A 20,972-nucleotide genomic window follows, 5' to 3' on the forward strand; every position below is an offset into this window, starting at 1 on the left:
GAGATATAGTGCCATATCCAGGATATCCTGCACCGCCCGTTGTTGAAGATGATAGTTGGAAAGGCACTAAGGCTGATTGTATTAAAACAAAACTGGAAGCTGGCAGTGGTAGTTCCATTATTGATAATTTACTGGCAGGTTTTAATTTGGATAAAAGCACAATAAATTTGACATTTTATGTTGGTAATACAGATTATAGGGGTAACCCTGTTCCAAATGGCAAATGTATTTTTGATCCCAATACAAAAAGAATGTCAGTATATATTAGTGAAGATAGATTAAAAGAATCTTCACTTGAGGTTGCACGAACCATTCTTCATGAATGTTTTCATGCATACATGTATGGCAAATTATATGAAGACGATATCCACAATGGATTAGCTCCTGAACCAGATTTTGCAAGAGATTTTGCTGAATACGAAAAAAAGTATAAAATTAGTGATGATAACAATCAATCTCAGCATAATTATATGGCTGATAAGTACAGAACTTACATGAAAGAGGGATTAAAAATATTTTTCAAAGCAGAATCTTACTATAATAGATTTGTAGATTACTATTCTGACAGTCAATCATGGCATGGTGTTGATTATATGTTAGAATGCTTGACTTGGGGAGGACTCAGACATACAGAAGCATGGAATGTTCTATTGTCAGATGAGCAGGAAAAAAATAAATACTACGATCAATTTAATAATATTATCTCTGCTTTACCAAAAGATTGTAACTAATGAAAGATACTATATTACTTATATTACTTTTGACCTGTTTTTATAATGCAAATTCACAGGTAGATAATGATACTGTTTTAATATCTATAGATAAGAATGCAAACTTTGTTGAAATTTATAACCCCTGGAAAACTCGTTCTAATTTTGCGATAAAGCTAAAATGTAATTATTTTGTTTCTGGTTATCATCCATCATCGTGGCTCTGGCTCCATGAACTAACAGTCGATTCATTTAATGTAGATACTTTAGCTAAAGTATCTAAGGTGATAGTTCCTTATTCTACATTACAAAAATTAGATGTAATTTCTTCAGTTTGGATAGTAAAACAAGCAGATTTTCAAATAATTGCTGAAAAATTAGAGTTAAATAAAAAATCAATAAAGTATTACATTTATTTTGAGAATAAACAAAATATCCAGTGCTGTGATTCAATTACCTTATACCCAGTTAGAATTGCTATGCCTGATATCGGAGATGAATAAATAGTAAGAGACTGTCCTGCTTTCATTAAGGACAGTCTTCTCTTGAGATATTGTTACAATAACTAAATAGCAAAATTTGAATCTAATTCAAAACATATCAGATTAATGGATTTTTTCTCGGATGATCCTAATTGGCACGGTGTTGATTATATGTATGAATCTTTAACATAGGGGGGTAAAAAATACGTAAAGGTCCCAGAAAATGAACAAAAACTAAAAGATCAAAAATAGTTTATTTACGATTATTTACCTAAAGAAAATTGTAAAAATTAAAATAACAAATATGAAAAATATAGTATTACTTGCATTTTTATTTTTAAATATTGTTTCTAGCAAAGCTCAAGAAAAAGATACAGTAATAATTATCATTGACGATAGACTTGAAAATGTTGAGATAATCGAAAATACAGATGAAAAAAATAATTTGGGATTTAAAATAGTTATTAACTGTAATTACTATGGTGGAGATGAATTAGATCATACTGTATTAAAAAAGTTATTCCATTCGCAAGGCAATATCAAAGATGTAAAGATGCCCGAAATAATTTTGCCTAAATCAAAACTTGAAAAATACATACAAGTAACTGATAAGTGGATCTCAGAACAAAATAAATTATATCAAATAAAAAAACATATTGGCCTCACACCTTGGGATAAGGTTAATTATGTGATTTTTAAAAAAGAGCTGGAATGTCCAAAAACCAATTCAATTACCTTACATCAGGTAGTTATTGCTTTTGGAGAAGAATCTGATTAATTACCCCACAAAAAGAACAGCCCCAAAACAATTTGGGGCTGTTTTTATTTGCAAAATGCACAAATGATCCAACACACATAAAAAATTCATATTTATATAATTAACAGTAACTACAAGTGTGATTTTCTTCCTTGCCAAGAGGTTTGTTCTTTCCCGAAATTCCTGTACTTTCGGGAACTTAAAACACTACACTATGCACTGGAACAAACCCTGGTTTCAATTCTTGATTTTATTGCTGCTCGCCTTTATTTGGGGATCTTCTTTTATCCTCATGAAAATTGGATTGAAAAGCTTTAGCAGCGAACAGGCGGCAGGAATCCGAATACTTTTGGCCTCGCTGGTGCTTTTGCCTTATTCAATCAGGAATTTAAAGTTTCTGAAAAAGAAAGATGTAAAAAGTCTTTTGATTGCAGGATTTATTGGCAGTTTCATCCCAGCTTTTCTGTTTACCAAAGCACAAACTCAAATTGACAGTGCGTTGGCTGGCATGTTGAATTCTCTAACTCCAATATTCACATTAGCCATAGGAATACTGCTGCATAAAACGAAATTCAAATGGCTGCAGGTTACAGGTCTGGTGATCGGACTAATTGGTGCTTTGGGTTTAATTACTTCAGGTAAGGAGTTGGCTTTGGGAAATGTGAACAGCTATGCCTTGCTAATTGTTCTCGCAACCGTATTTTACGGAATAAACATCAACGAAATTAAATCGAAATTATCTCATTTAACGGGTATTCAGATTACCTCTTTGGCTTTCTTTTTTACCGGTCCTGCAGCACTAATCTATCTGGCAACAACAAATTTCGAACCTGTGCTTCAGTCACCAAACTGGCCAATTCATTTTCTTGCATTGGCGGCTTTAGGAATAATTGGAACCGCTCTTGCAATGCTGTTAATGAATAGCTTAATCAGATACAGTTCTGCAATTTACGCCTCATCGGTAACCTACATTATTCCTGTTTTTGCTATTTTCTGGGGCGTTATTGATGGCGAAACCATTACTATACTGCATCTGACTTGTATGGCATGTATCCTTTTAGGAGTTTATCTTACGAATAAAAAAAAGAAGGCAGAATTTGCTGCAAATCTGTCTGGCACACGAAAATAAGCGTCTCAGAGTGCCTCTTTCTTTCAAATATCACTATAAAGTTTCTAATGATGGGATATTTAGTAATTTTGCATTGAATACAAAAAAATACAATCCCCCAATGTTTTTAAAAAAATTAGATCCACAGCTTTTAGAAGCTATTGAAGAATATGGTTTTGAAACTCCAACAGAAGTTCAAAAGAGTTGCATCTCAAAAATAAAAAGCGGTGTTGATTTATTTGTTAAAGCTCCTGATGAATCCGGGAAAACCCATACCATAATTATTGGTATTATCCAGCAACTTAAAGCTGAGTTTGAGGATGTACCCAGAGCCATTGTTGTTGTTTCGGATAGAGAGAAAGCAATTCAACTGAAAGAACAGTTTCTGGCGCTAAGTCACAATACCAGCCTGCGGATATTTAGTGAAGGTGATGCGGGGAATTTACACAACCTGCGCGATAAGATTTATGCAGGTTCGGATATTGTTATTGCAACAGCAAGAAAATTCAACGAATTGTACTCGTTTAGCGGAATCAATCTAAGCAATTTAAAAATAGTTGCCATTGATGATGCTGAGATGATTATTAAAGAACAAATAGTTTCGGATATTAATCGACTATCTGATAATCTTCCCAAATCACAGCGAATTGTATTTACGACTAAAATCACCAATAAAATGGAAGATTACATGGAGAACTACATGTATTCTCCTATTGTTCTGGATTTTGAATAAAATATAAAAAGTGCCTCCAATAAAAATTGGAGGCATTTTATTTTAGCGCAAATAAGCTTTAAACATCCAGTTTAGCTTCTCAAAATAAGAAACGTAAGCCGGCAATATATCCAGCGTTCCTTCATCCTCATTTTCATTTGCCTGAATTAATACTTCTTTTACCTTCCCGATTAAAATATTGTGCGACTGAATAATTTGTTTCACCATATCGGTGCCTGAACAATTTGAGTTGGCTTCCTGAATGGTTGAAATAGCAACGTAATCGGAAAAATTTCCCAAAGGATGACCTTCCAATGTTAATACCCGCTCTGCAATTTCATCCACTTTATCGCTGGCATCAACATACAACTCTTCAAATTTGGCATGTAACTCAAAAAAATCGTTTCCCCCAACGTTCCAATGAAAATTGCGTAAATTCTGATAATACAATTGATAATTGGCCAACAATATTTGCAATTGTTCTACTTCTCTTTCTTTTGCATTTAATTCTACTACTTCCAGGTTACTTTTACTGTTTTTCATGTTTTCTTATTTTTAGTTTATTATTATTTCTAATTCTCTGATACAAATATCACATCATTCAGATTATTAAAAATTATAAGCCAATAAGAAAAACTTATGGATAAAAGAATAGGATTAAAAGCAGAAGTAGGGTGAATCGGTATCAATTGCGGTTATATAGTATAAACTAAATAACTAAAAAGATGATTCATAACAAACTCGATAAACTATTTGGACAAGCCGGATCGATACTTGGTTGGATGATCATGCTTGTAGGAATCTATTCATCCATTCTCCCTCTCACGCTATTATTAGTTCTAATTGGATCGTTTCTGGCATTTTCCTACTCTGGAATCTACCTGGACAAGGACGATGAAAAATACAAATTCTACTACGCCTACTTTGGGCTATTCAAATCGGGCTCGTGGAGAAGTTTAAAAAACATTGACCGTGTTGCCGGAATCTCATCTATCATTCTAAGAAATTCCTATACTCCCGAACAAAAAGAAACGAATTTGAAGGCAGATGATTGCTTCGTGGTTCTATTTCTGAAAAACCGCAATCGAAAAATTCCTTATAAAAGATGCAAAGACCTACTTGAAGCCAAGTTGGAAGCTCAAAAAATAGGTCAACTATTAAATTTAAATGTTATTCATTAACCCAACATAGCTCCTTGTCACTACAGACAAGTCACAAACCAAAAAAGAACCTCAAAACTGAGGTTCTTTTTCTATAAATTCATTTTTAGCTGAGCCTAAAACATATAATCCCAAACCGGCAATAATATCGGAGCAGTTTTAAGTGCTTTCTTCGCTTTCTCATCCAAATAGTTTTTGTTGATTACCACACGAAACATATATTCCGAGAACCATTCATCTGTGAAAGTTAAATATCCATTATTACCTGAAGTACTTCCCCACGAGTTTTCAAATTCCCATTTCACAGGCACTTCATTTTCATCAACATCAACGCCAATCAATGCCATTGCATGAGAAGAACCGGATTGACGAGTCAAAACTCTGGCTTTTTTATCCATATCGAATTCAACTCCCAGTAAAGAAGCATAATCGTAGGTATTCAAATCCATTACACCCGCTTTTCTGTTGTGTTGTTTTCCTACATCGCAGGATGCATACATGGCTTCATTGTTCTTGATGGAAGCCATTGCAAACTTCTTAATCTCATCATTCGGAAGATTTAAATACGTCCAATTGATTCCTTCCTCAACATTTCTGTAATTCTTAATTTCGTATACCTTATAATATTCACGGGTCGGATCATTCATGATCATCACCAATTCAGTATTCGCAAAATCAGGATTAATTTCAGCCAAAAACTCTTTAGGTGTATACATTTTGCTTTCGCTGATTTTTCCATCAGCATCCTTAAATCTCCATGAAAAATTTACCGGAGGTTCACCCAAACTTAAAGTCAACATGCGGTAAATTGATTTTAAAGCGGTCATTTTCGCCAATGCAATATCTTTCACCGATGCTTTTTCAGCAATCATATTACGAAGCTTGTATCCCTCACCTCTTAATTTTTCATTGATTAAGCCGGTAATTTCGCGAGTGCTATTGCTCACCTTTGTTTCCGGCATTACTTCCGATGGAACAACACCATATTTTTTAGCTATGTTAAAAAAAGAATTCCAAACGCCGCCGTCATCAACAGGCCCTTTAAAATAAAGAACAACTTCCCGATCATCCATCTTGCGATCGGCGGTTGCAATTATATTCTCAAGAAACAAATTTGATTTCTCGAACAAATCCCAGAAATAATTGTAGTTGTGAGAAAAATCGAAAGAATTCAAATTAAACTTCTTCATTACTTCCGGACGAATTGTATTCATAGAAGTAAACATCCAACATCTGCCTGAACTTTCCTGATTTGTAATTCCCTTTACATCAACTCTGTATTTGAAAAAGTGATCTGTTTTTCCAATTTTTTCATGATTTAGAGCTAATTCTCTAATACTTTCCGCATTAGTAATTGCATTTTGAATGGCTCTACTTGATGCATCCAATGTAAAATCAGAACGAATCTCATTCAACATTTTAGCATCTACAGTTCCCTTATTTTGTCCAATTGACATCGTACTAAATGTCATTGCAAGAATAGGTACCAATAAAAATTTCTTCATTTTTTTTTGTGTTAGTCGGTTGTTGTTCTAAAATAATTCTCACAAACTTAAAAAAACGGATCTAAAAACACACCTAATTTTACAAGAAAAGCCACCCTATAAACTAAAGGATGGCTTTTTATCTAACATTATTTTCGTATCTCTTATATGTGAATCACCTCATCGTAAGCTGCGGCAGCGGCTTCCATAATAGCCTCCGACATGGTTGGATGCGGATGAATCGCCTTAATCAATTCATGACCTGTTGTTTCCAACTTACGGGCAGTAACCAATTCTGCAATCATTTCGGTTACGTTAGCACCCACCATATGAGCTCCAAGCAATTCGCCGTACTTGGCATCAAAAACAAGTTTAACAAATCCTTCGTTGGCTCCGGCCGCACTTGCTTTTCCTGATGCAGAAAATGGAAATTTACCAATCTTCAACTCGTATCCAGCTTCTTTCGCTGCTTTTTCAGTCAATCCCATCGATGCAACTTCAGGAACTGTATATGTACATCCGGGAATAGTCGTATAATCAATTGGTTCAACATTCATTCCGGCAATTTTCTCAACACAGCAAATTCCTTCTGCCGACGCAACGTGAGCCAACGCAGGCCCTTTTATAATATCACCAATTGCATAAACACCTTCCACATTGGTTCTGAAATAATCATCAACAAGAACTCTACCATTTTCAGTAGCCACTCCTACCTCTTCCAAACCAATATTTTCGGTATTAGGCGCAATTCCCACTGCCGAAAGCACGATTTCGCACTCATGCACTTCAATTTCGCCTTTCTTATTTTTAATATTCACTTTTAAATTTCCATCTGATCCTTCTACCGATTCAACTGTAGAATTGGTCATGACTTTAATTTTATTCTTCTTGAAACTACGTCCCATTTGCTTCGAAACCTCTTCATCTTCAACAGGAAGAATTTCCGGTAAAAACTCAACTAAAGTTACCTGAGTTCCCATAGTAGAATAGAAGTATGCAAACTCCGATCCAATTGCTCCGGAACCAACAACAATCATTGATTTAGGCAATTTCTCCAATGTCAATGCTTTACGGTATCCAATAATATTTTTTCCATCCTGAGGAAGATTTGGCAATTCACGGGAACGCGCTCCTGTTGCCAAAATAATATGCTTTGCTTCATGATTTGATTTAGTTCCATCTTCAGCCGTAACTTCAACCATTTTGTTACCTACTAATTTTCCAAAACCATTGATTACCTCAATTTTATTCTTTTTAAGCAGGTACTGAATTCCGCCACTCATTTTTTCAGCCACACCACGACTACGAGCAACCACCTTTTCAAAATCAGGTTTAACCTCGCCTTCTACAGTCAATCCATAATCTCCGGCGTGTTTCATATATTCAAATACTTGTGCTGATTTCAGCAAAGATTTGGTTGGAATACAACCCCAATTCAAACAAATTCCACCCAATTCGGCGCGTTCAACAACGGCAACATTCAAACCCAATTGTGAAGCGCGAATGGCGGCTACGTAACCACCTGGACCACTTCCTACTACTATTAAATCGTAACTCATTTTATTTTGTTGTTTATATTAGTACAAATTTTGTTTTACTAATTTATATTTTCTTTTTTAATTCAGATGATTTCCCCTCTTCAATTGAATTAAACCAAACTTTTTCCGCCTAACCGAAATCATAACTAATTGAACCAGTTTTGCTATCACAAACAGGATCACGAACGAAAAGATAATTGTTGCTCCTGATGGTGCATTGATTCGATAAGAAACCAGCAAACCAATAAATGATCCCAAAATTCCAAATGCAATCGATCCGAAAATCATTTTCTTAAAATCATTCGTAAACATATTGGCTATGGTTTGCGGAATTGTCAAAAACGAAATCACCAGAATAATTCCAACCACTCTAATATTTAAAACAATGGCCAAAGCCACTAATGATATCAGTAAATAATTTAAAAACTGAACCGGAGCTTTCTGTGTTCGTGCAAATTCTTCATCGAAGGCAACAAATAAAATCGGCCGTAACAAGAAGAAGAATACAGCAATTGTGAATAAACATAAACCTAAGAGCAGGTATAAATCCAAGGCTCCGACAGTTAAAATATTTCCGAATAAAAAACTCATTAAATTGGGCGCATAACCAGGTGTCATGTAAATAAAAAGGATCCCCAAAGCCATTCCAAAAGCCCATAAAATTCCAATAACAGAATCTTGTCTCACATCCGTTTTTTTCGAGATCCATTCAATTCCCAAAGCTGATAACACACCAAAAACAGCCGCGCCAAATACCGGATTCAATCCTAAATACCAGGCCAGGCCAATTCCTCCGAAAGAAGCATGTGTAATTCCGCCACTAATAAAAACAATTCTTCGTGCGACAATATAAGAACCAATAATTCCACAGGAAATACTCGCCAAAATTGCTGCTCCAACTGCGTTTAGAAAGAAATTATATTGAAATAACTCAATTAGTTCGTTCATATCTTACTTGTGATGCTTTAGTACTCGGTGAGGAACTTCGCCATGCGTTATTAAATCAATCGGGCAATTATAGGCCATCAACTGCTCTTGCGATATCACATTTGAATCATGGTAACATAGTGTTTCATTCACACAGGCAATTGACTTTACATGAGAACATATTGTTCCAACATCATGAGAGACAACAATAATGGCCATATGAGAATTTAAATGATGAAGAATTTCATACAATTCTCCTTCAAAATTACTATCTACGTAGGTATCCGGCTCATCCAAAATCAACAACTGCGGATCTGCAATAATTGCTCTGCACAAAAACACACGTTGCAATTGTCCGCCAGACAACTCTCCAATATTTTTATTCTTCAAATGAATAATGCCCATTTGCATCATTAATTCATCTGCACGCCTCTTGTTCTCACTATTATATCTTCCAAATATCTTTTTATGAGACATTAATCCTGAAAGAACAACCTCTTTAACAGGAATTGGAAACTTATTATCAATTTGATTGATTTGAGGCAAATAACCAATAATACTGTCATTACCATCCAACAGTATTTCTCCCTCAATAGGCTTTATAGTACCCAAAATCACCTTTAACAGCGTTGTTTTGCCCCCACCGTTAGGACCGATAATTCCCAAAAAATCATTTTCTTTCACCACCAAATTCACTCCTTTCAATACAATCTTTTCATCGTATCCTGCAGTCAGCGATTTTAATTCCAGAATTTTTCTCATTTCCGACAATTTCAGTCTTTAAGTATAGTAATGATTCGTTTCATTTCAGTCAACCAATCTTCCGCCAAAGGATCAATAACAACAACATCACCATTAATCTCGGCAACAATTGCTTTGGCATTCTCAACATTAAATTGTTTCTGAACAAAAATATGTTTTATTTGTAACCGTTGAGCTTCCTCTACCAAATGTTTCATATGAGTTGGAGATGGCTCTTTACCATCCATTTCAACAGATATTTGATTTAACTTATAATCTCTTGCCAAATAGGTCAAAGCCGGATGAAAAATCATAAACGACATTCCTTTTTTCTTACTGAATGAATCTTCAGCTAGCTGATCTAATTCTTCTATTTCAGAAAGAAACTGCAGATAGTTTTTCTCATAAACGTCTTTCTTTTCAGGAACCATTTTAATCAGTTCCTGACACAAGTTCTCACTAAGTATTTTTACAGATTTTAGTGATGACCAAACATGAGGATCGATTCCACCTTCATGAAAATGATCTCCATGCTTCTCCTGACCTTTGATCAATTCAATGCCTTTCGAAAGATCAATGAGCTTAATATTATCAGTTCCTTCCAATAAATTATCCAGCCAAACAGTTTCGAAAGGAATATATCCAATTCTAAAATAAGCAATCGATTTGGCTACATCTTTCATTTGCATTGGCGTTGGCTCATAAGTTGCCGGACTGGCTCCCGGAGGAATCAAAACATTCACTTTAAAATCATTACCTGCAATTCGCTCAATAAAATATTTTTGAGGCAATATACTTACCGAAATTAAATTGGCCTCCTTCTCTACTTTACCTGACTTACAAGATATTATAATACCTGCCAGCAAGACTAGAATAAATTTATTTACTAAGTGCATTTCTATGTTTTGGGATATTGTTTTTATTTAGATCTACTTTAAATAACAAAAGTAGATGTTTTTTTGTTTTCACAAAGATTTTCCTCTTAAATTTTCATTGGATATCACACAGACAACCGAATAAATTCAGAACTTGAATTTAGTGAAAATCAACTCACTTAACAAAAAATGACCCGAAAGATAAGTTTAAATATCTCTCGGGTCAAAATGTTTATATTTGAACTAATTACTGAATCAACTTATCAATTACAGCTTTCAATTCTTCACCAAATACTTTTGTTGCCGCAATGTTTCCATCTTGATCGATTACAACAGTTGCAGGAATCCCATTAATTCCATATAATTTTGCCGCTGCAGAATCCCAATACTTCAAATCAGATACATGATTCCAAATCAATCCATCATCTTCGATTGCTTTCAACCATTTATCTTTTTCTTTATCTAAAGAAACACCTAAAAATTCAACACCACTAGCGTGAACTTCATTATACATTTCAACCATATGAGGGTTTTCTCTTCTACAAGGACCACACCATGACGCCCAAAAATCAATTACAACAACCTTACCTTTAAAAGAAGATAAACTAAGTGGTTTTCCTTCTGGGGTATTCAAAGTAAAATCAGGAGCCGGTTGTCCAATTGCAACTTTTTTCAACACCTCAATCTTGTCTTTAAGTAAACCTGCGTAAGATGATGCAAGAGCGCTCTCACCTAACAAAGCGTAAACTTCTTCCATTTCGGCAGCTTCAAGAGGAGATGCAATTCTATATGCAACAAATGCTGCCGCGGCTGTATTACCATTCAACTTTAAAAATTCCTTACTTGCAGTAAATTTATCAGCTTCTGATTTATTAAATTCTGCTTCGATAGAATCCATAGCAACCTGATTCTTTGCTTCCGCTGCTTTTTGATATTCAGGGTATAAAGCTTGTTGTTTTTCCTGAAATCCTTTCTGTAACTCACCAAAATTTGTTAAAACATCTTGATTTAAAGAACCTGTAACCTTAGCTTCTCTTAAATTTTCGACATTGGCATCAACAGTAATTGCTGTATTCTCAAGAAACAATTGAATTGCACCTCGCTGACCGTCCAACTCAATATAGTAAAGATCCGGAGATGCAACAGTTCCCTCGAAAGAAAAACCTGTGGTGGTCATTTCTGTTGAATCAGTTTTTACCAATTTATTATCCTGAAGTTTAGAAAGATAAACTTTCCCTTCAGTCATACCTTCAACCTTTCCGGTTAATTTGTACTGATCTTTAGATGTACAAGAGCCTAAAAAAAGGCCAATCGCTGCAGTAGCGATAAAAATTTTCTTCATGTGATTAAGTATTTTGATCTGTTTTTTTACTAGACATTAAAACTACCAAATAAAACAATGAAAAGAAAAGTTTTTCGGTGAACGGAGTGCATTATTCTTTATTTTTTACATCACTAAAATAAGCATCCAATAGTTTGTGCGCAGCAACAAAAGAGCTCATCTCATCATTCAAAACCTTCTGCTCAAAATCAGGAATTTGTCCTTTTATTAATTCCAAATGATAAAACCTATCGCGTAACTGCTCATTAATCGTTTCATACATCCAATATTTAGCCTGTTCACTTCTTCGCTGATCAAAGTATCCATTTTGCTGTGTATGACTGCAATACTCCATAATATTATCCCAAATTGCATCAATACCGGTTTTCTCGGTAGACGAACAGGTAAGAACTTTAGGAATCCACCCCGAAGGTGATTGAGGAAATAAATGCAGGGCATTTTCGAATTGAACTCTTGCCAATTGAGCTTTGTGAATATTATTCCCATCGGCCTTATTAATGCTGATCGCATCGGCCATCTCCATAATTCCTCGCTTAATTCCCTGCAATTCATCACCGGCACCGGCAATTTTAATCAGTAAAAAGAAATCTACCATAGAATGTACAGCTGTTTCCGACTGTCCTACACCAACTGTTTCGATCAAAATTGTATCGAACCCAGCGGCTTCGCAAAGAATTAAACTTTCGCGGGTTTTACGTGCAACTCCACCCAAAGATCCGGCCGAAGGTGAAGGCCGGATGTAAGCTTTCGGATCAACCGCCAATTCTTCCATTCGCGTTTTATCTCCCAAAATACTCCCCTTACTCCTTTCACTACTTGGATCAATTGCCAATACTGCCAACTTATGTCCATGTCCAGTTACATGTTTTCCAAATGCTTCAATAAAGGTACTTTTCCCCGCTCCAGGAACTCCTGTTACTCCAATCCTGACAGACTTTCCGGAATAAGGCAAACACCTTTCAATAATCTCCTGAGCTATGAACTGATGTTCATGTTTTGAACTTTCGATAAGAGTTATTGCCTGACTTAACATCCCAATATTCCCATCTAAAATTCCCTGCACATAATCCTCAACAGAATGCTTTTTACGCTTATTCATGATAAGCCTATCTGCAATCCTTGGATTAATAGATGGTGGTTTACTTATCCCTTTGTTTACTTTGAGCGCCTTGTAATCAGGTGCATTTTCGATATGATCTCTTTTATTTTTATCTGTCATGACAAGAAATTTCCTTTCGTTTCTGTTTGCGAAGTTATAAATTTACAAAGTAATGATTTAGTAAACATCATGAAAAGTGCATATGTTTGTCAGCAACAAAAAAGGCTTTCCCTGATGGAAAAGCCTTTCATATGGTATAATTTGTTTTTAGTTGCTATATGGTTCCGAAAACTCGGGATTACCATTCTGGAATCATCCCCAGTGTGTCAAAACACCTTGGCATGAACGTTTCACAACTTAATTTTAGAATCTCGTTTAATTCGTTTTAGGCATCACAACATTTCCCGAAATACGAAGTTTTACTTCCGAATCAACAGGGTCGTTAGTAATCACAGTGATCATTTTATTTTGACGGCCTCTTTTTCCTCTGGAATTAAATACCACTTTAATTTCCGATGCTTCACCTGCTTTAACAATCTTAGTGCTCGGAGCAATAGCCGTACATCCGCATGAAGCTTTGGTTTTTCTGATAATCAAATCAGATTTACCCATATTCTTCATTGTGAAAGAATATTCTGCTTTTTCACCTTGAGTTAATTCTCCAAAATCAAATACATCCTTTACAAATTCAACTTTTGGAGAATTAGCTAATTCCGCTTTCGATAAACTTGAAAAATCCTCAACCAAATTAGCACTAACAGTTAGCCGGTTTCCCGATTTATATTCCTGATTGATTAAAACATCTAAGTAATCAATAACAAATCCCCAGTCGTTTTTCTTGCTCGCATCATATGTTGCGATAATCTGTCCCTTTTGCTTTGGCTGCAATGTCTCAGGAACCATCTTCAAAGATAAGTGAGCAGGTACTCTTTTAAATCCAATACTTATTGGTTTGTCACTATCATTATAAACTTCCATCGAAGCATCTTTTACTTCTGTATTTTTCACTTTAGTAAAAGAAAGATGATTGTTCTGTAATCGCAGACCATCCATTTCTCTTGGATACAAATCAGCCACAGTTTTCTCTCTGGCAATCACATTACCACTAATCCTTAAAATAGTAATTGCAGGATTTGTATTTGCAGTTATCGTTATCGACTTATTGAACGGACCCGGACGATTCTTAGGATCAAAAGTTGCTTTCACAAAACCTTTCTGCCCTGGCGCAATTGGTTGTTTACTCCACTCCGGAGATGTACATCCACACGAGGATCGTACCTGGTTAATAATAACCGGCTGATTTCCGGTATTAATAAATTCGAACGAGTAAGATGTTAATCCATCTTCTTCCTTAAAAGTCTTGAAATCGTACTCCTTTGTGTCAAATTTCATTACTGGCGCAGCATCCTGAGCAGACACAGACAATGTGCTTCCTAGAATAGCAACAACCAACAAATAAAATACTTTTCTACTCATAACAATTAATTATTTTAATTTACAATGATCTTGTATATTACGGCAAACAATTTAAAGAGTTCAGAAAATCCTTGAGAATTTAGCCAAACAAAATTAATTATTTTTCACTAAAAGAAAACCTAAATATAGTTAAATAGTTGTTAAGCCAAATCAAAAGCCAATCATAATATATTTTCTATTTGTTTTTAAAAATTATGGATACTAAAATATCAGTGAATTTCTTCAGTATCCAAAAACCGAACCAAGTTTATCTGTTCAAAATTACTTACCTTTCTATCTGTTGTAACTATTTAGTAGATTTGTACATGATTGAAGTAAAATTTCAGATGCCTAAAATATTACCTAACGATACAAATTAACGAAGCAAAAAAATGATTTGCACTAAATTAACCAGTAACCACAAATGACAAATCTAAAAACCAAAATAGTAGCATTTTCAGAACAGATTAATGCCGAAATAAAAGAAATCAGAGCTCATTTACACACTCACCCGGAACTTTCTTTCGAAGAATTTGAAACATCTAAATTTATTCAAAATTATTTGAATGAGTTAGAAATTCCCTATAAATCGGGCTATGTCAAAACCGGTATCGTTGGGAAAATCGAAGGAAAAAACTCTGCAAAGAAGGTTATTGCACTTCGTTCTGATATGGATGCCTTGCCCATTAACGAAAATCCGGATAATAAATACTGCTCTCGTAACAAAGGTGTTATGCATGCCTGCGGACACGACATGCACATGGCCAGTCTGCTTGGAACAGCCAAAATTCTGTCGGAATTCAAAGATGAATGGGAAGGTACAATTTTACTTGTTTTTCAGCCTGGAGAAGAATTATTACCTGGTGGTGCCAAATTAATGATGGAAGAAGGAGCTTTACAACCTGAGCCGGAATGGATACTTGGTCAGCACGTTTTGCCGGATATGCCTGCAGGAACCGTAGGATTTAGATCTGGTATGTATATGGCATCCGGTGATGAAATATATCTTACCGTTAAAGGCAAAGGCGGACATGCTGCAATGCCTCACAAATGCACAGATACGATTCTTATAGCCTCACATATAATTGTAGCACTGCAGCAAATTGTCAGCCGCCATTGCGATGCAAGAATCCCAACAGTGCTTTCTTTTGGAAAAATGACTGCTGACGGAGCGACCAACATCATCCCCGATGAAGTAAAAATAGAAGGAACCTTTCGCACCATGAATGAAGAATGGAGGGCTAGGGCCAAACAATTAATTACTGACATAGCTCAATCAACAGCCAAAGGAATGGGTGCGGTATGTGAAGTAGACATTCGTCATGGCTATCCATTTTTAGTCAACCACGAAGACTTCACTCATGAAGCTAAAATAAATGCGATTGAATTACTAGGCGAAGAAAAAGTTGTAAATATGGATATTAGAATGACCACTGAAGACTTTGGCTTCTATTCACAGAAATATCCTGTTACTTTTTATCGTTTTGGAGTTCAATCTGAAAAAAATGGCTCTTTGCACACTTCAACTTTCGAAGCAAATGATGATTCCTTAAGAACATCAATGAGTACAATGGCGTGGTTAGCGATTTCATATTTAAACAAATAGTTCTCGTAATAAGCTAAAACCAACCAATTAAAAAAACAAACATCTTTAATTCTGCACAATAGAGAGTGCAAATTATTTACCTAAGTTTATTCTTCATTATTTAATCTGTTTCAAAATAATATAATTCTCGGCGAAATTGTTTCTCCATTAAAAATATGATATTACATTTGTGATAGTATTAACACTAAAAATTTAAAGAAAATGGCTTACGTAATTAACGACGACTGTATTTCTTGCGGTTCTTGCGAAGGAGAATGTCCTGTTGAAGCAATTTCTATGGGTGATGAGCATTATGTAATCGACGCTGATCTTTGTACTGATTGTGGTACTTGCGTTGACGCTTGTCCTGTGGAAGCTATTCACGCAGAATAATCGTAATTTAGCGATATTAAAAAGCCAGTGAGATAATCACTGGCTTTTTTATTGAAATACTATTTCATCCATTTTAATATCATGCTCATCAATTGGTACATGATCTAAAACCTGGAAATCGAAACAAATACCAACCTTAAAAGAACTTAACGACTGTAACAACCTGTCGTAATAGGCTTTTCCTCTACCCATCCTATTCTTTTCCCGATCAAAAGCAATTCCAGGAATCAAAATCAGATCAATTTCGTCCTCATTCATAAATACAGATCCCTCAGGTTCAGGAATCCCATAATGTTCACCTTCTATCAAGTGATCTACTCCTTCAAAAAGTTTCAAATCCAAAGTTTCACCTTTAACACTAGGCAAAATCACTCTTTTCTCGTTGGCCCATTTGCAAACAAAATCGTGAGTATAAACCTCATCCTTCATCGACCAGTAAAGCATTACAGTTTTGGCTTGAATAAATTCAGGAAGTTGTTCCAAACGGTTCAAAATAGGTAAGCTCAACTCTTTTTTCTGCTCAAAAGAATAATTTTGCTTTACAGCTCTTATCTCCTTTCGGATTTTTGCTTTTTCCTCTTCAATATTTCGTTTTAACACATTCATATTTAGCTCTTATTCATAAATGTCAGTTCTTCTATCCTTAAAAATATCATTGTTCTTCGTAATCATTTTATCTCTGGCCAATTCCGGATCAATATCTACAAACAAAATCCGCTCTAACTTATTCGCTTTAGCAAGAACTTCTCCTCTTGGATTCGCAATAATAGACTGACCTGTGAAAGAAAGTTCTTTTTCCGTTCCAATTCGATTTGCTGTGGCGATAAAAATTCTGTTTATCAGTGCATACGAAGGAATTACCGATTGTGCATATGGCAATACCAAATTTGAAGGATGAAGAATTAAATCGACTCCCTGCAAGGCTAATTTACGCCAAACTTCAGGAAACATCCAATCGAAACAAACCAAGATTCCAATTTTCACACCATCAACAATAAAAACAGGAAGACCTAAATTGCCCTTCTCAAAAATACTTTTTTCATTCATAAACAAATGAAGTTTCCGATAGGTTCCAACGAGCCCTTTTGCATTCATCAAAACAGCGGAATTGTACAATTGATCACCCTCTTTCTCTGAAAATCCTGTGGCAACTGTAAAATTGTACAGCAAGCACGATTCTTTAATAAAATCAAGAAAAACACTGTCCTTTACTGTTTCCGACAGTTCAAAAGCTTCTTCTTTCGAATCGAAATTATAACCAGTATTTGCCAATTCAGGAAGAACGACTAAATCGGCTTCTTTTGCTCTGAAAAACAATACTTTTAAAGACTCTATCGTTGATTTTAGATCACCAAAGACAGGTGCAAATTGAATCAAAGCAATTTTCATCTGTTTATAATTTTAATTTCATGATAAGATGGAACTTACTATGAATCAATAATCATGCTCATATGTGAGTTAATAATTATTGATTCATGGACGTTTCATTTCTTTTGGCTTTAAGGCTGATAGGCAGATGCACGTAACATCGTGGCATAATCATTTTCAGTCATTAACTGATTTATTGTTACCTCCGGATGTTTTGCCATATATTCTTTTACAATCTGCCATCCAATCCAAATGCCAGTTCTCGAAGGTGATTCCTGCGGCATTCCCGGAGTAAACGGCCCATCGTTTATATACTTAATAACTGTGCGGTATTCGCTTGTAAACAAATGTTTTTGCTCGATAATATATCCCCACATTAATTCATCATTCTCCTCACACCACTCCAATTCTTTTTGCGTGTACTTCATAACATCGGCCTCGCTCTTTTCCGGCATCATGGCTTGTAAAAAGTATCTTATTTTTCCCTGATAAATCATATTACTGATTAAATCATCCTTTAGCGGAGTAAAAGGAAATTCAGTTAAAGCATAAGCAAGCACAACATCCTGAACAATTCTTTCAGGAATCATATTTTCTCTGGCATACATTGGCGTTCCCAAATAGGAATAAAATGCACATTTTTTTCCCAAATACTTATCCAAACTTATGCCAACCAAATTTTGGGCAACAACAATTGACTGATTGAAACCTGAAATTTGAGAATAACAATTTGGGATCGGCTTTTCCGGAAAATAGTACTTTAAATATTTAAAAGCATTTGTCAACTCCTTTTCCTCTTTTTCTAATGTCGGAAACTTTTTCGCAACACTATCGGCAACCTGATTCATTGTTGAATCAGTTAAAAACTTGTTCAAATAAACCATATAATCAGGATCATTTGAATCTCCCAGACCAATCACTTTGTTGCTATACAATTGTAATACATCAGGATACTGTTGCCTTAACTGATTTAAATCTGATTCCTGTTTTACCGCAAAAAGCTCTTGCTCAAATCGTTGAATTTTCACTTCCAAATCAATATTTGAAACATCAGGACTTTTAGTTCCCGAATTACATGAAAAAAGAAAGACCAGCAGCAAGATTAAAATACTCCTGCTTGTATTTTTGTAATAATTTAACTGCATTCTTATGAATTAATTGTAGGTATTTGTTTTTGTGTTTCTCAAAAATATTAAAAATAAGTTAAGCCCGGTTTAAAAATTGGTTTTTCCTTACAATGTCTTAACAAATACAAGGATTAATTAATTTTGCCCCGGCTTTGTTTTTGCTGATAGAAGGAATACCTATTCCATATTTTTATCACTAAATTTGCTAAGCTGAAAACAAACACAGCTTTAAAGTATTCAATTATTAAAATGAGACAGCAGATTAAATGATCTTTCTTCTCATCCTGAAAGATTTCGGGACTCATATCATGTAAAATATGAAAATAGCATTAGCCCAATTAAACTATCATATCGGCAATTTCGAGAGCAACACCGAAAAAATTATTTCGGCAATCAATAAGTCGCGCGAAAACGGCGTAGATTTGGTTCTGTTTTCAGAGTTAGCCATTTGTGGATACCCGCCAAAAGATTTACTGGAACGTAAAGAATTTGTTGAAAAATCTAAATCGGCACTTCAAAAAGTAGCGGAGCATTGCATTGATATTGCTGCCGTAGTTGGAGGGCCATCGGTAAATCCACATCCGAAAGGGAAAAATTTATACAATTCTGCTTATTTCATTTCCAATGGCAAAATTGAGAGTATTCACAATAAAACTCTGTTGCCTAATTACGATATTTTCGACGAATACCGGTACTTTGAGCCCAATACCGAATTCTCTTTGGTTGAATTAAAAGGCAAAAAAATTGCAATCACCATTTGTGAAGATTTATGGGAAACCCAACCTGTAGATAACAACTTTGCAAAATCAGCATTGTACACAATTTCACCAATGGAAGAATTAAGCAAACTCAATCCTGATTTTGTAGTGAACATTGCGGCATCGCCATTTTCCTATAATCAGCAGGATTTACGAACCAATATTTTGAAAGCAACTTCGAAAAGATATCAACTTCCAATATTTTACGTGAATCAGATTGGAGCACATACCGAATTAATTTTTGACGGCGACTCTTTGGTTATGAATTCGAAAGGAGAAGTAGCCAAACGATTAAATTATTTCGAGGAAGACTATCAGATTGTCGATCTTGAGGAGATTGAAAAACAGAAAGCAGAAGCAAGAAATGTAGATTATATCGAAAAAATTCATGATGCCTTGGTTTTAGGTTTGAAGGATTATTTCGGAAAAATGGGATTTACCAAAACGACATTGGGACTTTCAGGCGGAATTGATTCGGCCGTAACAGTCGTATTGGCCGAAAGAGCTCTTGGTAAAGAAAATGTAAGAGTCTTACTAATGCCATCTGAATTCTCATCAGATCACTCAATAAAAGACGCGGTAGATTTAGCTGAGAACTTAGGCATTCAATATGATATTGTCCCAATTCAAAATATTTTTCAGGAGTTTCAAAAATCACTAAGTCCAATATTTGGCGATCTCCCATTTAATGTAGCTGAAGAAAATATACAGGCTCGCGTAAGAGGAACACTGGTTATGGGCTTATCAAATAAATTTGGACACATCCTTCTAAACACATCCAACAAAAGTGAATCTGCCGTTGGATACGGCACCTTGTATGGCGACATGAACGGAGGTTTGTCCGTATTGGGAGATGTTTACAAAACCGATGTTTTCAAATTGGCTTGGTTCATCAATAAAGATCAGGAAGTAATTCCTGAAAACTCAATTGTAAAACCGCCGTCTGCCGAGTTACGCCCCGATCAAAAAGATTCGGATTCTTTACCAGATTACGATGTGTTAGACGGCATTTTATTTCGATATATAGAAAAAAATATGTCTTCGGAAGAAATTATTCAAGATGGTTTCAAAAGAGCAACAGTACAAAAAGCCCTCAAATTAGTCAATATGAATGAATACAAAAGATTCCAGACTCCGCCTATTTTACGCGTTTCATCGAAGGCTTTTGGCTTTGGCCGAAAAATCCCCTTAGTAGCAAAACACTAACTAATGGGTATAAACACCTACTTAACAGCATGTTGTCGAACATCACTTAAATAATGAATTATTTCTGTATTCATTTTCACATTTCATTTCATTTATATACTTTTGAAGTGTTTTAAAACATACAACGTATTTCAAATCCATATTG

At 35.1% G+C, this 20,972-nt stretch carries 21 protein-coding genes; 9 read left to right on the forward strand and 12 right to left on the reverse strand.

Translation table 11 applies throughout. The annotated features are described in order from the left end of the window. The 5 genes from QUH73_RS17675 to QUH73_RS17695 all read left to right on the forward strand — a co-directional run. On the forward strand, positions 1-731 hold a 731-nt coding region (locus QUH73_RS17675), incomplete at its 5' end, for a hypothetical protein (protein WP_289531763.1). Further along, positions 731-1,213 (forward strand): hypothetical protein, encoded by a 483-nt coding sequence (locus QUH73_RS17680; RefSeq protein ID WP_289531764.1) that lies wholly within the window; start codon positions 731-733, stop codon positions 1,211-1,213. The genes QUH73_RS17675 and QUH73_RS17680, both read left to right, overlap by 1 nt. Before the next feature lie 283 nt (positions 1,214-1,496). Beyond that, positions 1,497-1,970 (forward strand): hypothetical protein, encoded by a 474-nt coding sequence (locus tag QUH73_RS17685; RefSeq protein ID WP_289531765.1) that lies wholly within the window; start codon positions 1,497-1,499, stop codon positions 1,968-1,970. 193 nt (positions 1,971-2,163) lie between these two features. Then, positions 2,164-3,078 (forward strand): DMT family transporter, encoded by a 915-nt coding sequence (locus tag QUH73_RS17690; RefSeq protein WP_289531766.1) that lies wholly within the window; start codon positions 2,164-2,166, stop codon positions 3,076-3,078. A 100-nt stretch (positions 3,079-3,178) separates the two neighbouring features. Further along, positions 3,179-3,790, forward strand: coding sequence for a DEAD/DEAH box helicase (locus tag QUH73_RS17695; RefSeq protein ID WP_289531767.1), 612 nt, complete (start codon positions 3,179-3,181; stop codon positions 3,788-3,790). 42 nt (positions 3,791-3,832) lie between these two features. Here QUH73_RS17695 and QUH73_RS17700 read toward each other — a convergent pair whose 3' ends face one another. Continuing rightward, positions 3,833-4,312 carry a Dps family protein gene (locus QUH73_RS17700; RefSeq protein WP_124993210.1) on the reverse strand — a complete coding sequence of 160 codons (480 nt, stop codon included), beginning with the start codon at positions 4,310-4,312 and terminating at the stop codon, positions 3,833-3,835. A gap of 182 nt (positions 4,313-4,494) precedes the next feature. Here QUH73_RS17700 and QUH73_RS17705 point away from each other — a divergent pair, with 182 nt between their 5' ends. After that, the gene (locus QUH73_RS17705) at positions 4,495-4,950 is read left to right on the forward strand and encodes a hypothetical protein (RefSeq protein ID WP_289531768.1); all 456 of its coding nucleotides are present in this window, start codon (positions 4,495-4,497) and stop codon (positions 4,948-4,950) included. Positions 4,951-5,045: 95 nt separating this feature from the next. On the opposite strand, the gene QUH73_RS17710 is transcribed toward QUH73_RS17705, so the two are convergent. The 8 genes from QUH73_RS17710 to QUH73_RS17745 all read right to left on the reverse strand — a co-directional run bounded on the left by QUH73_RS17710 (position 5,046) and on the right by QUH73_RS17745 (position 14,411). Then, positions 5,046-6,434, reverse strand: coding sequence for an aminopeptidase C (locus tag QUH73_RS17710; RefSeq protein ID WP_289531769.1), 1,389 nt, complete (start codon positions 6,432-6,434; stop codon positions 5,046-5,048). A 143-nt stretch (positions 6,435-6,577) separates the two neighbouring features. Further along, a complete protein-coding gene (gene lpdA / locus QUH73_RS17715) occupies positions 6,578-7,972 on the reverse strand; it encodes a dihydrolipoyl dehydrogenase (RefSeq protein WP_289531770.1) in 1,395 nt (464 codons plus the stop codon). A gap of 57 nt (positions 7,973-8,029) precedes the next feature. Further along, complete coding sequence (locus tag QUH73_RS17720; protein ID WP_289531771.1) at positions 8,030-8,899, reverse strand: metal ABC transporter permease; 870 nt, start codon at positions 8,897-8,899, stop codon at positions 8,030-8,032. A 3-nt stretch (positions 8,900-8,902) separates the two neighbouring features. Further along, entirely contained in the window at positions 8,903-9,640 is a 738-nt protein-coding gene (locus tag QUH73_RS17725) for a metal ABC transporter ATP-binding protein (RefSeq protein ID WP_289531772.1), read from the reverse strand. An 11-nt stretch (positions 9,641-9,651) separates the two neighbouring features. Continuing rightward, a complete protein-coding gene (locus QUH73_RS17730) occupies positions 9,652-10,515 on the reverse strand; it encodes a metal ABC transporter solute-binding protein, Zn/Mn family (RefSeq protein ID WP_289531773.1) in 864 nt (287 codons plus the stop codon). A gap of 226 nt (positions 10,516-10,741) precedes the next feature. Next, positions 10,742-11,836: a TlpA disulfide reductase family protein gene (locus tag QUH73_RS17735; RefSeq protein WP_289531774.1), complete on the reverse strand. Its 1,095-nt coding sequence runs from the start codon at positions 11,834-11,836 to the stop codon at positions 10,742-10,744. 91 nt (positions 11,837-11,927) lie between these two features. Then, positions 11,928-13,055: a methylmalonyl Co-A mutase-associated GTPase MeaB gene (meaB, locus tag QUH73_RS17740; RefSeq protein ID WP_289531775.1), complete on the reverse strand. Its 1,128-nt coding sequence runs from the start codon at positions 13,053-13,055 to the stop codon at positions 11,928-11,930. A gap of 255 nt (positions 13,056-13,310) precedes the next feature. Further along, positions 13,311-14,411 (reverse strand): DUF1573 domain-containing protein, encoded by a 1,101-nt coding sequence (locus QUH73_RS17745; RefSeq protein WP_289531776.1) that lies wholly within the window; start codon positions 14,409-14,411, stop codon positions 13,311-13,313. Between the two features lie 403 nt (positions 14,412-14,814). On the opposite strand from QUH73_RS17745, the gene QUH73_RS17750 reads away from it, so the two are divergent. After that, entirely contained in the window at positions 14,815-15,996 is a 1,182-nt protein-coding gene (locus QUH73_RS17750; RefSeq protein ID WP_289531777.1) for a M20 metallopeptidase family protein, read from the forward strand. A gap of 201 nt (positions 15,997-16,197) precedes the next feature. Next, complete coding sequence (locus QUH73_RS17755) at positions 16,198-16,368, forward strand: DUF362 domain-containing protein (RefSeq protein ID WP_096429549.1); 171 nt, start codon at positions 16,198-16,200, stop codon at positions 16,366-16,368. 48 nt (positions 16,369-16,416) lie between these two features. Here the strand turns inward: QUH73_RS17755 and QUH73_RS17760 are convergent, their stop codons facing one another. From QUH73_RS17760 to gldB, 3 genes are all read right to left on the reverse strand, one after another. Next, positions 16,417-16,974, reverse strand: coding sequence for a 5-formyltetrahydrofolate cyclo-ligase (locus QUH73_RS17760; RefSeq protein ID WP_289531778.1), 558 nt, complete (start codon positions 16,972-16,974; stop codon positions 16,417-16,419). Between the two features lie 9 nt (positions 16,975-16,983). Continuing rightward, positions 16,984-17,757, reverse strand: a complete 774-nt coding sequence (locus tag QUH73_RS17765; protein ID WP_289531779.1) for a nitrilase-related carbon-nitrogen hydrolase — start codon at positions 17,755-17,757, stop codon at positions 16,984-16,986. A gap of 110 nt (positions 17,758-17,867) precedes the next feature. Further along, positions 17,868-18,881: a gliding motility lipoprotein GldB gene (gldB, locus tag QUH73_RS17770; RefSeq protein WP_289531780.1), complete on the reverse strand. Its 1,014-nt coding sequence runs from the start codon at positions 18,879-18,881 to the stop codon at positions 17,868-17,870. A gap of 299 nt (positions 18,882-19,180) precedes the next feature. Between gldB and QUH73_RS17775 the strand changes: the two genes are divergently transcribed. Beyond that, positions 19,181-20,827 carry an NAD+ synthase gene (locus QUH73_RS17775; protein ID WP_289531781.1) on the forward strand — a complete coding sequence of 549 codons (1,647 nt, stop codon included), beginning with the start codon at positions 19,181-19,183 and terminating at the stop codon, positions 20,825-20,827. Positions 20,828-20,972 lie beyond the last annotated feature (145 nt).

The sequence above is a fragment of the Labilibaculum sp. K2S genome, from assembly GCF_030372765.1.
GTDB lineage: Bacteria > Bacteroidota > Bacteroidia > Bacteroidales > Marinifilaceae > Labilibaculum.